This is a genomic window from Frigoribacterium sp. CFBP 8766, from assembly GCF_014841435.1.
Lineage (GTDB): Bacteria > Actinomycetota > Actinomycetes > Actinomycetales > Microbacteriaceae > Frigoribacterium.
Genome location: NZ_JACYTX010000002.1, coordinates 909,885 through 922,505 on the forward strand (window position 1 = coordinate 909,885; position 12,621 = coordinate 922,505).

The 12,621-nt window shown below is 72.2% G+C and carries 13 protein-coding genes and 1 tRNA gene; 4 read left to right on the forward strand and 10 right to left on the reverse strand.

Annotation, left to right across the window (positions count from 1 at the left end; all coding sequences use genetic code 11):
* Window positions 1–31: 31 nt before the first annotated feature.
* On the reverse strand, window positions 32–1,189 hold the full coding sequence (locus tag IFT90_RS10000) for an SLC13 family permease (RefSeq protein ID WP_192042025.1): 1,158 nt from the start codon (window positions 1,187–1,189) through the stop codon (window positions 32–34).
* 148 nt (window positions 1,190–1,337) lie between these two features.
* Between IFT90_RS10000 and IFT90_RS10005 the strand changes: the two genes are divergently transcribed.
* Window positions 1,338–1,517: a hypothetical protein gene (locus IFT90_RS10005; RefSeq protein ID WP_123546487.1), complete on the forward strand. Its 180-nt coding sequence runs from the start codon at window positions 1,338–1,340 to the stop codon at window positions 1,515–1,517.
* Between the two features lie 95 nt (window positions 1,518–1,612).
* On the opposite strand, the gene IFT90_RS10010 is transcribed toward IFT90_RS10005, so the two are convergent.
* Window positions 1,613–2,884: a mechanosensitive ion channel family protein gene (locus IFT90_RS10010; RefSeq protein WP_192042026.1), complete on the reverse strand. Its 1,272-nt coding sequence runs from the start codon at window positions 2,882–2,884 to the stop codon at window positions 1,613–1,615.
* Between the two features lie 61 nt (window positions 2,885–2,945).
* Between IFT90_RS10010 and IFT90_RS10015 the strand changes: the two genes are divergently transcribed.
* The gene (locus IFT90_RS10015; RefSeq protein WP_371812217.1) at window positions 2,946–3,779 is read left to right on the forward strand and encodes an alpha/beta hydrolase; all 834 of its coding nucleotides are present in this window, start codon (window positions 2,946–2,948) and stop codon (window positions 3,777–3,779) included.
* Window positions 3,780–3,831: 52 nt separating this feature from the next.
* On the opposite strand, the gene IFT90_RS10020 is transcribed toward IFT90_RS10015, so the two are convergent.
* The 4 genes from IFT90_RS10020 to IFT90_RS10035 all read right to left on the reverse strand — a co-directional run bounded on the left by IFT90_RS10020 (window position 3,832) and on the right by IFT90_RS10035 (window position 7,491).
* Complete coding sequence (locus IFT90_RS10020) at window positions 3,832–4,068, reverse strand: hypothetical protein (RefSeq protein WP_192042028.1); 237 nt, start codon at window positions 4,066–4,068, stop codon at window positions 3,832–3,834.
* Between the two features lie 194 nt (window positions 4,069–4,262).
* On the reverse strand, window positions 4,263–5,168 hold the full coding sequence (locus tag IFT90_RS10025; protein WP_192042029.1) for a glycine betaine ABC transporter substrate-binding protein: 906 nt from the start codon (window positions 5,166–5,168) through the stop codon (window positions 4,263–4,265).
* A 68-nt stretch (window positions 5,169–5,236) separates the two neighbouring features.
* Window positions 5,237–6,190 (reverse strand): proline/glycine betaine ABC transporter permease, encoded by a 954-nt coding sequence (locus IFT90_RS10030; protein WP_192042030.1) that lies wholly within the window; start codon window positions 6,188–6,190, stop codon window positions 5,237–5,239.
* Window positions 6,187–7,491 (reverse strand): betaine/proline/choline family ABC transporter ATP-binding protein, encoded by a 1,305-nt coding sequence (locus IFT90_RS10035; RefSeq protein ID WP_192042031.1) that lies wholly within the window; start codon window positions 7,489–7,491, stop codon window positions 6,187–6,189. The genes IFT90_RS10030 and IFT90_RS10035 overlap by 4 nt, the downstream gene beginning before the upstream one ends.
* Window positions 7,492–7,990: 499 nt before the next feature.
* Here IFT90_RS10035 and IFT90_RS10040 point away from each other — a divergent pair, with 499 nt between their 5' ends.
* Window positions 7,991–9,538 carry an amino acid permease gene (locus IFT90_RS10040; protein WP_192042032.1) on the forward strand — a complete coding sequence of 516 codons (1,548 nt, stop codon included), beginning with the start codon at window positions 7,991–7,993 and terminating at the stop codon, window positions 9,536–9,538.
* A gap of 24 nt (window positions 9,539–9,562) precedes the next feature.
* Here the strand turns inward: IFT90_RS10040 and IFT90_RS10045 are convergent, their stop codons facing one another.
* The 4 genes from IFT90_RS10045 to IFT90_RS10060 all read right to left on the reverse strand — a co-directional run bounded on the left by IFT90_RS10045 (window position 9,563) and on the right by IFT90_RS10060 (window position 12,037).
* On the reverse strand, window positions 9,563–10,333 hold the full coding sequence (locus IFT90_RS10045; RefSeq protein WP_192042033.1) for an SCO1664 family protein: 771 nt from the start codon (window positions 10,331–10,333) through the stop codon (window positions 9,563–9,565).
* Complete coding sequence (locus IFT90_RS10050) at window positions 10,330–10,893, reverse strand: DUF3090 domain-containing protein (RefSeq protein ID WP_192042034.1); 564 nt, start codon at window positions 10,891–10,893, stop codon at window positions 10,330–10,332. Before IFT90_RS10050 ends, IFT90_RS10045 begins: the two co-directional genes overlap by 4 nt.
* 44 nt (window positions 10,894–10,937) lie before the next feature.
* On the reverse strand, window positions 10,938–11,630 hold the full coding sequence (locus IFT90_RS10055) for an MSMEG_4193 family putative phosphomutase (protein WP_192042035.1): 693 nt from the start codon (window positions 11,628–11,630) through the stop codon (window positions 10,938–10,940).
* Window positions 11,631–11,961: 331 nt separating this feature from the next.
* Window positions 11,962–12,037 (reverse strand) — tRNA-Lys (locus IFT90_RS10060).
* A gap of 97 nt (window positions 12,038–12,134) precedes the next feature.
* Between IFT90_RS10060 and bcp the strand changes: the two genes are divergently transcribed.
* On the forward strand, window positions 12,135–12,605 hold the full coding sequence (bcp, locus tag IFT90_RS10065; RefSeq protein WP_192042036.1) for a thioredoxin-dependent thiol peroxidase: 471 nt from the start codon (window positions 12,135–12,137) through the stop codon (window positions 12,603–12,605).
* The last annotated feature ends 16 nt before the right edge of the window (window positions 12,606–12,621 follow it).

Sequence of the window (12,621 nt, forward strand, 5' to 3'; positions counted from 1 at the left end):
GCACCGCGTCCGCGGGCGGAGCCTCGGCGGCCTACGCCCCGACCAGCACCGTGGCGACGACGGCGAGCGGCACGGCGACGACCGCGACCCCGAGCCCGCCGAGCACGACGCCGCGCCACCTCACCTCGACGCCCATCGAGGTCAGCCGCCCGTGCCAGAGCAGCGTCGCGAGCGAGGCCCAGGGCGCCACGAGGCAGCCGACGTTGACGCCGACGAGCACGGCGACGAGCCGCAGCGGCGAGCCGGCGACGGGCTCGAGGGCGAGGTAGGCAGGCAGGTTGTTCGCGACGTTGGCGGCGGCCGCGCTGCCGGCGGCGAGACGTAGCAGGTCGGGCAGCCCGTCGCCCGAGCCGACGAGCACGGCGAGCGCGTCGGCGAGCCCGAGCGAGTGAGCCGCCTCGACGACGACGAAGAGGCCGCTGGCGAAGACGATCGTGCCCCAGGGGACGAGGCCGAGCCGCAGCGTCGACGGGCGACGCACGGCGGTGACGACGACGAGGACGAGCGCGGCCGCCGCCGCCGGGATCCACACCTCGATCCCGCTGACGAGCGCCGGCACGAGCAGCGCCACGGCGACGGCGGCCACGACGAAGAGCACGCGGTCGCCCGCCTCCTCCCGCCCGGGAGCCTCGAACCGCCCGCTCAGCTCGCGGCGGTAGCGGATGCCGACGGCGGCGACCGGCACGACGGCGGCGACCACGGCCGCCGGCGCCACGAGCGCGGCGAAGGAGGCGGGCGACGGCGACCCGAGGGCGTCGAGGGCCAGCAGGTTGGTCAGGTTCGACACCGGCAGCAGCATCGAGCCGCAGTTCGCGAGCCACACCGTCGTGAGGGCGAACGGCATCGGCGGCAGCCCGACGCGTCGAGCGACGAGCACGACCACGGGGGTGAGCAGCACGGCCGTCGTGTCGAGCGAGAGGAAGATCGTGCAGCCGAGCGCGAGGACGACGACGAACGCCCACAGCACCACGACGCGGCTGCGCGCCGCCCGGGCGGCGAATCCGGCGAGCCAGGAGAAGAGCCCCGCCTCGGCCGCGAGCTCCGACACGATCGTCAGGGCGACGACGAAGCCGAGCACCGGCGCCACGCGCTCGACGAGCGTGCCCAGCTCCTCGAGGGTGAGGACCCCGGCGAGCAGGGCGACGAGCCCGACGACGAGCAACGCTGCTCCGAGCACGGCAGTGCGCACCAGGTCTCCTCCGGCTGACGAGCCCGGACCGGGCGAGCCGGGCAGCTCACCCTACGGCCCCGCGACCTGCAGGGACTGCACGGATCCGCGCCGGTGCGCGGAGCGGCCTGACGAGTACGGTGGAGCCACCGATCACCAGGAGAGAACCGTGCGCAAATTCCTTTTCAACGGAGCGATCATCAGCTCGCTCTTCTCGGGCGTCAGCCTGCTCAAGAGCCTCAGCTCCGGCCCCCGCGACTGGCGGCTGCTGCTCACCGCCGTGGCCTGGGCGGCCACGACGGCCATCGCGGTCGGCAACGTCGTCGAGGCCGCGAACGAGAACGACTGACCGCTCGGCCCTCGGCCGGCTGACGAGCCGGCACAGGCACGGAGGAGGCGCGTCCCCGGTCGGGGGCGCGCCTCCTTCGTGCCTGCGGACCGGGCTCAGCGGTCGGGGCGACCGGTCGGGCGGCCGTCGAACGAGCGGTCGACGCGCGGGTCGCGCTCGTCCTCAGCGCCCATCGTCGCGGCGTAGGGCCGCGGCTCGGGGTCGGCGTCGCGCTGGATCGGGATCGCCTGGGTGAAGAGCTGGGTGCGCTCCGAGCCCGCGTTGTCGCCCGAGAAGAGCCCGCCTGCGTCCGAGGTGGACCGTGCGGGACGACGGGTCGCCGGCTCGGGCTCGGCCTCGACCGTCTGCACGCGGGTGCGCGGCACGGCCTGGGGCGAGACGCGGTGCAGCCACGAGACGAGGTCCTCGCGCACGAGGCAGCGCAGGTCGAAGAGGGTGCCGGCGTCCTTGGCGGTGACGAGCACCCGGACGCGCACCCAGCCGCCGGTCGCGTCGGTCACCTGGAGCACCTTCGTCCGGCGGTCCCAGAGGTCGGTGCGCTCGAGGATGCGGTCGAGCTCGTCGCGCATCGCCCCGGGGTCGACGCGCCAGTCGAGGTCGAGCTCGACGGCGCCGAGCAGCTCGCTGTTGCGGCGGGTCCAGTTCTCGAACGGCGTGGTGGTGAAGTAGGTCGACGGCAGCACGAGGCGGCGGTCGTCCCAGATGTGCACGACCACGTACGAGAGCGTGATCTCCTCGATCAGGCCCCACTGGCCCTCGACCACCACGACGTCGTCGATGCGGATCGCGTCGCTGAAGGCGAGCTGGATCCCCGCGAACACGTTCGCGAGGGTCGACTGCGCGGCGAGGCCCGCGACGACCGAGACCAGCCCGGCGCTCGCGAGGACGCTCGCGCCGACCGCCTCGACCCCGGGGAAGCCCAGCAGGATCGCACCGGCCGCGATGACGACCACGACGACCATGGTCAGGCGACGGAGGATCAGCACCTGGGTGCGCACCCGTCGCGCGATCCGGTTGTCGGCGGTGTCGATCCGGTAGCGCGCGAGCCCCAGGTCCTCGAAGAACAGAGCCAGCGCGCCGACGAACCAGGCCACGACGACGATCACGGCGACGCGGAAGAGCTGCGCCACGACGTCGTCCCCGGCGTACGGGGAGCCGAGCAGGGCAGGCAGGGAGGTGCGGAGGGCGATCGTGAGGAGGACGACGAGCAGCGTCCAGCGGAACGGACGGCGCATGCGCTCGACGAGCGCCTTCGCCCACTCCTTCTTCTTCGCGACGAGCCCCACGACGAGGCCGACCGCGGCCGAGACGACGAAGGTGAGCACGACGGCAGCGGCCACCGAGATGAGCAGTTGGATCCAGGGCATCCGTCCACCCTGTCGCACCGGGAGGACGCCCGGCCGACCTCGGTGCCGTCAGACTGGGACCGTGAGTCGATCCACAGGTTCCCGTCACGACGACGCCACGTCCTCGTCACCTCCCGGACGCCGACGCCGCGGCTCGCCGCGCAGCCGGACGCGTCGCGTGCTGAAGGCCGTGGCTCTCGTGCTGTTCGCCGTGGTCGTCCTGGTGGCGACCGGCTTCTTCGTCTGGGCCAAGACGCCGATGTCGGCCACCGCCTCCCCGCTGGCCGCCGTCGCGGACGACCCCCGGGTCGACGTCGTCGACCAGCCCGACGTCGTCGTCATGCGCCCGGCCCGGACGACGGCGCTCGACCAGGGCCTCGTCTTCGTCGCCGGCGCCCGCGTCGACCCGCAGGCCTACGAGCAGGTGCTCGCCGGGCTCGTCGCCACCGGCGTCACGGTGGTCGTCGAGCGCCCGGTGCTCGGCTTCGGCGTCCTCGATCCTCGTCCGCTCAGCCACTTCACCGACCTCGCGCCCGAGATCACGAACTGGGCGGTGGGCGGGCACTCCCTCGGCGGGGTGCGCGCCTGCCAGTACGCCGCCGACGACCCGGCCGTCGACGGCCTCGTCCTCTTCGGCTCGTACTGCGCGACGACCGACCTCTCGGGCCGCGACGATCTGCCGGTGCTCAGCCTCGGCGGCGGCGAGGACGGCCTGAGCACGCCCGACGACATCGAGCGGTACCGCGACATGCTCCCGGCCGACGCGACCGTCGTCGAGGTCCCGGGCCTCGCCCATGCCCAGTTCGGCAGCTACGGCGAGCAGCCGGGCGACGGAGAGCCGTCGATCAGCGACGAGGAGGCGCGGAGCCGGATCGACCGCGAGCTCACGTCGTTCTTCGCGGGCGTGGGCGGCTGACGGACCCGTCACCGACCTCGGGCCTGCCGACGACGATGCCCCCGACGGAGGGTCAGACGGAGCGCTTGCGGAGGCGCAGCGCCTCGAGGGCCATGCCGAGCGTCGTGTAGCGGCCGACTTCCTCGGCCCAGGCCGGGTTCGGCCCCTTGAGGGCCACGTGCACGCCGCCCTCGTCGCGGACGTGGCCGAGGACACGGTCGGGAGTCGACACCTGGACGAGCCCGCCGGAGACGATCCGGGTACTGAGCTGCGCGCTGCGGCGGAGGGGCTCGACGGCGATCGTGGTCACGGGGTGGTGCCTTTCGTGGGGGACGTGCGAGATCGACGGTACCCGCGCCTCCCCTGTTCTCCCCTGGGGCTCTGCCGTGCGTCCCCGGTGGTCCGCCTGTGCGGACGCCCGGCACAGGGGTACGACGACGCCCCGCCCGGCAGGGCCGGACGGGGACGATCGTGCCCGCAGATCGCGGGACGAGGAGGTGCGGGTCAGCTGGTGAGGCCGTCCACGTAGTCCTGGTTCTCGGTGATCCACTGGTCGACGACCTCGGTGTAGTCGCTGCCGTCGACGCCGCTGTTGAACATGGCGTTCTCCAGCGACGAGAGGGTCTCGGTCTCCATCTCGAAGCCCTCGAGCCACTCGGTCAGCTGCGGGAAGTTCGCCGTGAAGCTCTTGCCGCCGAACGAGTGGATGCCCTCGGCGTCGCCGAGCGTGCCCTTCGGGTCGGCGAGGTCCTTGATCGGGAACGCGTCGTAGGCCCAGTGCGGGCTCCACAGGGTCACGGCGATGTTCTCGCCGGCCTCGGTGGCGCTCTTCAGCTCGGTGAGCATGGCCGCCGTGGACGACGTCTGCAGCTCGAGGGCGTCGATGCCGTAGTCGGGGATGGTCGCGTCCTGCACGGCCGTCGTCAGGCCGGCGCCGGGCTCGATGCCGACGATGGAGCCGCCGAAGAGGTCCGCGTTCGCGTTCAGCTCCTCGATCGAGTCGATCGGGGCGTCGGCGTTGACCGCGACCGCGAGCTTCGCGTCCTCGTTCCACGCGCCGAGGTCGGTGAGGTCGTCGCCGTACTGCTCGACGTAGTCCGCGTGGGTGGTCGGCAGCCAGGTGTCGAGCACGACGTCGTAGTCGTCGGTGGTGAGGCCCGAGTAGACGGGGGCGACGTCGGCCATCTGGAGGTTGACGGTGTAGCCCTCGTCCTCGAGCACCGACTTCCAGAGCCAGGAGGCGGCGATGCCCTCGTCCCAGCCGTTGAAGACGGCCAGCTCGACGACGCTCTTGTCACCGTTGTCGAGGGTCTCGGCCGAGGACGAGCTCCCGGGGGGCGAGCAGGCGGCGAGGCCGAGGACGGCGGTCGTGCCGAGGGCGACGGAGGCGGCGATGGTGCGCTTCTTCATGGGTGTCCTTCCGGGGACGATCGGTGTGTTCGAGGTGCTGGTGCTGGTGCTGGTGCTGGGACGCGGCATCACGCGCCGGCCCCCACGGGGACGGGCTGCTCGCTGTCGGCGGTGCGCGCCTCCTGGGTGCTCGGCGACGGGGCGGGAGCGTCGTCCCGGCCTGCACCGCTGCGGAGGGGGCGTCGCCGTGCCCGACGGTCCGCGCCGAGGGCGGCCGTCATCCGGTCGAGGATGATCGCGAGCACGACGACCGAGATGCCGGCCTCCGCCCCGAGCGCGATGTCGATCCGGTTGAGGCTCGCGACGATGTCGCCGCCGAGCCCGCCCGCACCGACCATGCCGGCGATGACGACCATCGAGAGCGAGAGCATGATGACCTGGTTGACGCCGGCCATGATGCTCGGCTTCGCGAGGGGCAGCTGGATCTGGCGGAGGATGCGCCACGGCGACGAGCCGAAGGCGTGGCCGGCCTCGACGACCTCCTCGTCGACCCCGCGGATGCCGAGCTCGGTGAGCCGGACGCCGGGAGCCATCGCGAACACGACGGTCGCGACGATGCCGGGGACGACGCCGATCCGGAACAGCAGCAGGGCGGGGATCAGGTAGACGAACGCCGGCGTCGTCTGCATGAAGTCGAGGACGGGCCGGATGATCTGCGACGCCAGGTTCGACTTGGCCGCGAGCACGCCGAGCGGGATGCTGAGGGCGATCGCGACGGCTCCCGCGACGAGGACCAGCGCGAGCGTCGACATGGCGTTCTCCCACTGGCCGAGCGTGCCGATGAAGAGGAGGCCTGCCGCGGTGCCGAGGCCGAACTTCCAGCCCTTGGCGAGGAACGCGAGGGCCGCGACCACGACGACGACCGCCCAGAACGGAGGTGCGCTCAGGGCGTACTCGACCCACTCGTAGAAGAACGTGACGATGGCGCGGATGACGGAGAAGAAGCCGCCGAGGTAGGTGGTGACCCACTCGACGACGACGGCGACGGCGTCGCCGAAGGGGATGCGCAGGTACTCGTTCATCGGAGGGCTCCCTCGGTGGTCGCGGTCGGGACGCCGGCAGGTGCGGCGAGGGTCTCGTCGAGCTCGCTCTCGGAGTAGCGGGTCACGGGCTCGAGCACCGGGATCGGGGACGTCGAGGTGTCGACCCCGCCGAGCGCGGCGAGCAGCGTGACGCGCGGGATGACGCCGATCAGGCGGTCGCGGTCGTCGACCACGGCGATGGGCAGGGGGCTCTCGACGGCCAGCTCGAAGAGGTCGACGAGGGCGGCGTCGGGGCCGACCTTCGCGAACTCGGCGTTGACGATCGAGGCGAGGTCGGTGTCGGCGGCCTTGACCTGGCGCATCACGTGGCCGTCGCGCACCCAGCCGAGCAGCTTGCGGTCGCGGCCGAGCACGAACAGCGCCGCGGTCTGCAGGTCACGCAGCGTGCGGAGCGCGCCCCGCGGGCCGGCCGTCAGCTGGACCACGGCGCGGGCCGGCTCCATCACGCTCGACGCGGTGAGCACCCGCGCACGGTCGACGTCCTGCACGAACTGGGCGACGTAGTCGTTCGCCGGGTCGGTGAGGATGTCCTCCGGCGTGCCGATCTGCACGATGCGGCCGTCGCGCATGACGGCGATCCGGTCGCCGAGGAACATCGCCTCGTTGAGGTCGTGGGTGATGAAGACGATCGTCTTGCCGAGGGTCGCCTGCAGCTCGAGGAGCTGCTCCTGCATCTCGCGGCGGATGAGCGGGTCCAGGGCGCTGAACGCCTCGTCCATCAACAGGATGTCGGTCTCGGCGGCGAGCGCCCTGGCCAGGCCGACGCGCTGCTGCATGCCGCCCGACAGCTCGGAGGGCAGCTTGTCCTCCCAGCCGCCGAGGCCGACGACCTCGGTCATCTCCCTCGCCTTGGCGAGACGGTCGGCCTTGGGGACGCCCTGGACCTCGAGGCCGTAGGCGACGTTGTCGAGCACGGTGCGGTGCGGCAGCAGCGCGAAGTGCTGGAACACCATCGACACGTTCTGACGCCGCACCTCGCGGAGGCGCGCGGCGGGCACGTCGGAGATGGCGGACCCCGACACCTCGACCGAGCCGGAGGTGGGCTCGAGCAGGCCGTTCAGCATCCGGATGAGCGTCGACTTGCCGGAGCCGGACAGGCCCATCACGACGAAGATCTCGCCGGGCTGCACGTCGAAGGAGGCGTCGATGACGGCAGCCGTGCCGAGGGACGCGGCCTCGGCTCGGGTGGCGCCCGCCTCCAGGCGGGTCACGGCGTCCTTGGGGCGGCGGCCGAACACCTTGTACAGGTTCCGGGCTCGCACTGCGGGGGTGGTGGTCACGGGCTCTCCATGCGCACGCCGAGAGGGGCGTCCGGCCGCTCGGGCCGGAGCCGTCGGCGGCGTCCAGGTCGGGCGGACGGGTCGACGGCACGTGCGGGACGGACCGGCTCAAGCGGCGCGTGACCGGCGTCGTGCCTGGTCTGCCTCGCGAACCCGTACCCCGCTGGGCCGGTCACGGGACCGGCGCCGGCGCCACCAGACCGTACGTCGCCTCGGCCCGGTGGTCGTGGGGGCCGACGGCAGCGCGTCCTGATGATGACGGACCCGGGTGACCGGGTCGACACGACGGTAGCGTGGACGACACGTGACGACCAAGTCGCCGACCCCCGCGCGGGGGACCGTGCGCGTCCCCCGCGACGGCGTGTCGCCCGTGCCTGCGGGGATCTCGATCGAGACCCCATCGTTACAGAGCCTGCACGCACCGGGCCGCGCCTCCTGGCCCCGCGCGCTGCGGCCAGGGAAGGTGCACATCGTGCACCGAGGGGTCTACGGTCGTCCCATGACGAGTCCCTCGAACGAGGGAGGCCCCGCCGCCTCCCCCGACCACGTCCCCCAGGATTTCTCGCACGAGCAGGAGGGATTCCACCAGGGCCTCAAGCCGCGCCAGCTCCAGATGATCGCCATCGGCGGCGCGATCGGCACGGGGCTGTTCCTCGGCGCCGGCGGCCGTCTCGCCTCGGCGGGGCCCGCGCTCGCGATCGTCTTCGCGATCTGCGGCGTCTTCGCCTTCTTCATCCTGCGCGCCCTCGGCGAGCTCGTGCTGCACCGCCCCTCCTCGGGCTCGTTCGTCTCGTACGCCCGTGAGTTCTTCGGCGAGAAGGCCGCCTACGCCGCCGGCTGGATGTACTTCCTCAACTGGGCGATGACCGCCATCGTCGACGTGACCGCCGTGGCGCTCTACCTGCACTACTGGAGCGCCTTCACCTCTGCTCCGGACTGGCTGCTCGCCCTCGTGGCCCTCGCCGTCGTGCTGTCCGTCAACCTGCTGGCGGTCAAGGTCTTCGGCGAGATGGAGTTCTGGTTCGCGATCATCAAGGTCGCCGCCCTCGTGGTGTTCCTCGTCGTCGGGGTCGTCTGGCTCGCCGCGTCGTTCCCCGTGACGAGCGGCGGCGAGTCGATCGACACGGGCTGGTCGGTGATCGCGGCGAGCGGGATCCTGCCGAACGGCATCCTGCCCGCGGTCATCGTCGTCCAGGGCGTCGTGTTCGCCTACGCGGCGATCGAGCTCGTCGGCACGGCGTCCGGCGAGACGCAGCACCCCGAGAAGGTCGTGCCCCGCGCGATCAACACCGTCATCATCCGCATCGCGGTCTTCTACGTCGGCAGCCTCGTGCTGCTGTCGCTGCTGCTTCCCTACACGTCGTACGAGGCGGGGCAGAGCCCGTTCGTCACGTTCTTCGGCAGCATCGGCAGCCCCGAGGTGGGCGAGGTGGCCGGCTCGATCATGAACTTCGTGGTGGTCACCGCCGCTCTCTCGAGCCTCAACGCGGGCCTGTACTCGACCGGGCGCGTGCTGCACTCGATGGGCATGAACGGCTCGGCGCCCAAGTTCACGACCAAGATGTCGAAGGGCGGCGTGCCCTTCGGCGGCATCCTGCTCACCGCGAGCATCACCCTGCTCGGCGTCGTGCTCAACGCGGTCGTCGGCGCGAACACGACGTTCGAGATCGTCCTCAACATCGCCTCGCTCGGCATCCTCACCGCGTGGGGCACGATCATCCTCTGCCAGATGAGGCTGCGGCAGTGGGCCAAGGAGGGCAAGGCCGAGGAGCCGTCGTTCCGCCTCCCCGGCGCCCCCGTGACGAGCTATCTCACGCTGGCGTTCCTGCTCGCGGTCATCGTGCTGATGGCGATCGACTGGCCGATCGGCTCGTTCACCGTCATGTCGCTCGTCGTGATCATCCCCCTGCTGGTGCTCGGCTGGCACCTCCAGCGCGACCGCATCCTCGCGGCAGCACGGCTGCGTGAGGGCATGACGGGCCCCTACCCGGTCACCGGTCGCGACGCGTCGTCGCAGCTGCCCCGTGACGACCGCGGACAGGACTAGTCCGCGGCGCTCAGGTAGCCGGGGTCAGAACAGCGGCCACGGGACGGCGGGCGCCTGGCCCTCGGGCTCGGGGAAGGCGCCCGTCGACCGCAGACGGCTGCACCGGGCGCGGAGAGCCGCGAGCTCGGCCTCGGTGACCAGCCCGCCGAGGACGGCGCCCAGTTCACCGTCGAGCTGCTGCTCGACCCGGGCGACGCCGTCGAGCTCGTCGCCGGTCAGGGGCTCGCCTGCCCAGCCCCAGAGGACGGTGCGGAGCTTGTGCTCGGCGTGCAGGGTCAGACCGTGGTCGACTCCGTGTCGTCGGCCGTCCGGCATCGCCAGGACGTGGGCGCCTTTGCGGTCTGCGTTGTTCACGACGACGTCGAAGACGGCCATCCGGCGGAGGGCGGCCGAGTCCTCGTGGACGAGCGCCACCGGCTCGTCGTCCTCGTCGAGGCCCTCGAGCACCGTGCGCCAGCCGTCCTCGGGCACGTCGACCGAGGGCAGCAGGTCGACGGCGTCCTGCTCGGGGTCGACGTCGCACCAGAGCTGCACCATGCCGGGGCCGAGGGGGCCGTCACGGAGCCAGGTGCGCGGCACGACGTCCCAGCCGAGGGCCTCGGACACGTGCCAGGAGGCGACCTCGCGGGAGGCGAGGTCGCCGTCCGGGAAGTCCCACAGGGGGCGTTCGCCCGCGATCGGCTTGTAGACGACGACCACGCCCTCGATCTCGCCGACGAACGTCGCGTTGGAGGCGGTGGTCACCCGGCCCGTGAGCGTCAGCTCCCCCGTCACCAGGTCGGGCCCGGTCGTCACCAGGAGTCGCCGGGGACGGCGCAGACGTGGCCCTCGGGGTCCATGGGCGCGCCGCAGAGGGGGCAGAGCGGGCGGCCGGCGCCCACGACCTCGAGGGTGCGGGCGGCGAAGGCCCTGGCGGTGCCGACGGGGAGCCTCAGGGTCATCATCTCGACGGGCTCGACGGCGTCGTCCGCATCGAGGTCGACGTCGAGGTCGTCGCCGGGATCGGCGAGGGGGTAGGCCTCGACGACGACCTGGGCGGTGGACGGGTCCCAGCCGAGGCTCAGGGCGCCGACACGGAACTCGGCCTCGACCGGCTGGTCCAGGGGCGCGTGGTCGACGAGCTCCTCGGGCGTCGTCTCGGGCACGCTGGCGGGGTTCCCCTCGACGCGGCGCACCTCGTCGAGGATCTCGTCGATCTTGTGCGCGAGGACGGCGGACTGCTCCTTCTCGAGGGCGACGCTGACGACGCGTCGGCCGTCGCGGGCCTGGAGGTAGAAGGTGCGGGCTCCGGGCAGCCCGACGGTGCCGACGACGACGCGGTCGGGCCAGTCGAACCCGTGGACGATGGTGGGCATGGGGCCATCCTACGAGCGGTGCGGACGGGTGTCCGGGCCGGCTCTCAGACGGTGCCCGCGCCTCCCCCGACCGCGGCGTCGGCGCTCGGCGCCGAGCCCCGCAGCCAGCTGAGGTCGCCTCCGTCGGTGTTGGTGGCGAGGACGTCGGTGCGGTGCGCGCCGTACCGCAGGATCGACACGGAGGCTGGTCCGACCGAGATGCGCTGGAACAGGTCGAGGTGCACGCCGAGCGCGTCGGCGAGGACGGACTTGACGACGTCGCCGTGGCTGACCGCGAGCCAGACGGCTCCCGGCCCGTGCTCCTGCTCGACCGCGGCGTCGTGGGCGCGGATCGCGCTGACGGCGCGGTGCTGCATGCCCGACATCGTCTCGCCGCCCGGGAAGGTCACGGCCGAGGGCTGACGCTGGACCGTCTGCCAGAGGTCCTCGCCCGCGAGCTCCGAGAGGGGCCGGCCCTGCCAGTCCCCGTAGTCGCACTCGGTGATCGCGTCGTCGACCAGCACGTCGAAGGCGGCGTCGGCGGACTGCTGCGCCACGATGGCCTCGGTCGTCTCCCGGCACCGCTCGAGCGGTGAGGTCACGACCCGGGCGAAGGGCACCACGGCCAGCCGTGCTCCGGTCGCCGCCGCTTGCTGCCGTCCGACGTCGTCGAGCAGCACCCCGGGAGTCCGCCCCGCGAGCACCCCCGTCGCGTTCGCCGTCGTCCGCCCGTGCCGCACCACCACAACAGTCGCCATCCGGCCACCCTAGGCCCGCCCCGCCCCTCCCCCACCCCACCTCCGCCGAAGGGGCAAGCGAAGCGCCGCCCCCACCCCACCGTCGCCGAAGGGGCCAGCGAAGCGCCGCCCGACCCATCTCTCGCCGAAGGGGGCCAGCGAAGCGCCGCCCGACCCGCCTGTCGCCGAAGGGGGCCAGCGAAGCGCCGCCCCGAGCCCCGACACACCAGCACCTGGCGGCACGAGTCTCGGCACCGCCCGGCCCGAGCCGCACGTCGCCGGAGGCGACGAAAGGCGTCGAACAAAATCCCCCGCGAAGAAGCGAAGCTTCGAACACGGGGGACCGATTTTGTGGTGCACCCCCTCGGACTTGAACCGAGAACCCACTGATTAAGAGTCAGTTGCTCTGCCAATTGAGCTAGAGGTGCGTGCTGCGCGGCGTGGCGCAACGAGGAATGACTCTAGCATGAGAATCGACCCCCTGAGAACCACCGGTGCCCCTGCGCGCCGCGAGATCGGAGCACCATGTCCACGAAGCTCGAGAAGGGCGCCGCGGCGCCCCCGTTCACCCTCGACGACGAGTCGGGCGCGCCCGTCTCGCTGTCGGACTTCGCGGGCCGCAAGGTGATCGTGTACTTCTACCCGGCGGCGTCGACGCCGGGCTGCACGACGCAGGCGTGCGACTTCCGCGACAACATCAACTCGTTGGCGGGCTCGGGCTACCAGGTGCTGGGCGTGTCGAAGGACGCCCCGGAGGCGCTCCGCCGGTTCAAGGACGAGCAGGGCCTGAACTTCCCCCTGCTGTCCGACCCGGAGCTGACGGTGCACCAGGAGTACGGGGCCTGGGGCGAGAAGAACAACTACGGCCGCGTCGTCACCGGCACGATCCGGTCGACCTTCGTGCTCGACGAGCAGGGCGTGGTGCAGCTCCCGTTGTACAACGTGAAGGCGACGGGCCACGTGGCGTCGCTGCGGAAGAAGCTCGGCCTCGACTGAGCCCTCCCGACGACGC

Bases quoted from the DNA above. Each gene is read 5' to 3' on its own strand.
- IFT90_RS10010 (WP_192042026.1), bottom strand. From the start codon at position 2,884: ATGCCCTGGATCCAACTGCTCATCTCGGTGGCCGCTGCCGTCGTGCTC.
- IFT90_RS10025 (WP_192042029.1), bottom strand. From the start codon at position 5,168: ATGAAGAAGCGCACCATCGCCGCCTCCGTCGCCCTCGGCACGACCGCC.
- IFT90_RS10030 (WP_192042030.1), bottom strand. From the start codon at position 6,190: ATGAACGAGTACCTGCGCATCCCCTTCGGCGACGCCGTCGCCGTCGTC.
- IFT90_RS10040 (WP_192042032.1), top strand. From the start codon at position 7,991: ATGACGAGTCCCTCGAACGAGGGAGGCCCCGCCGCCTCCCCCGACCAC.
- IFT90_RS10050 (WP_192042034.1), bottom strand. From the start codon at position 10,893: ATGCCCACCATCGTCCACGGGTTCGACTGGCCCGACCGCGTCGTCGTC.
- IFT90_RS10055 (WP_192042035.1), bottom strand. From the start codon at position 11,630: ATGGCGACTGTTGTGGTGGTGCGGCACGGGCGGACGACGGCGAACGCG.
- bcp (WP_192042036.1), top strand. From the start codon at position 12,135: ATGTCCACGAAGCTCGAGAAGGGCGCCGCGGCGCCCCCGTTCACCCTC.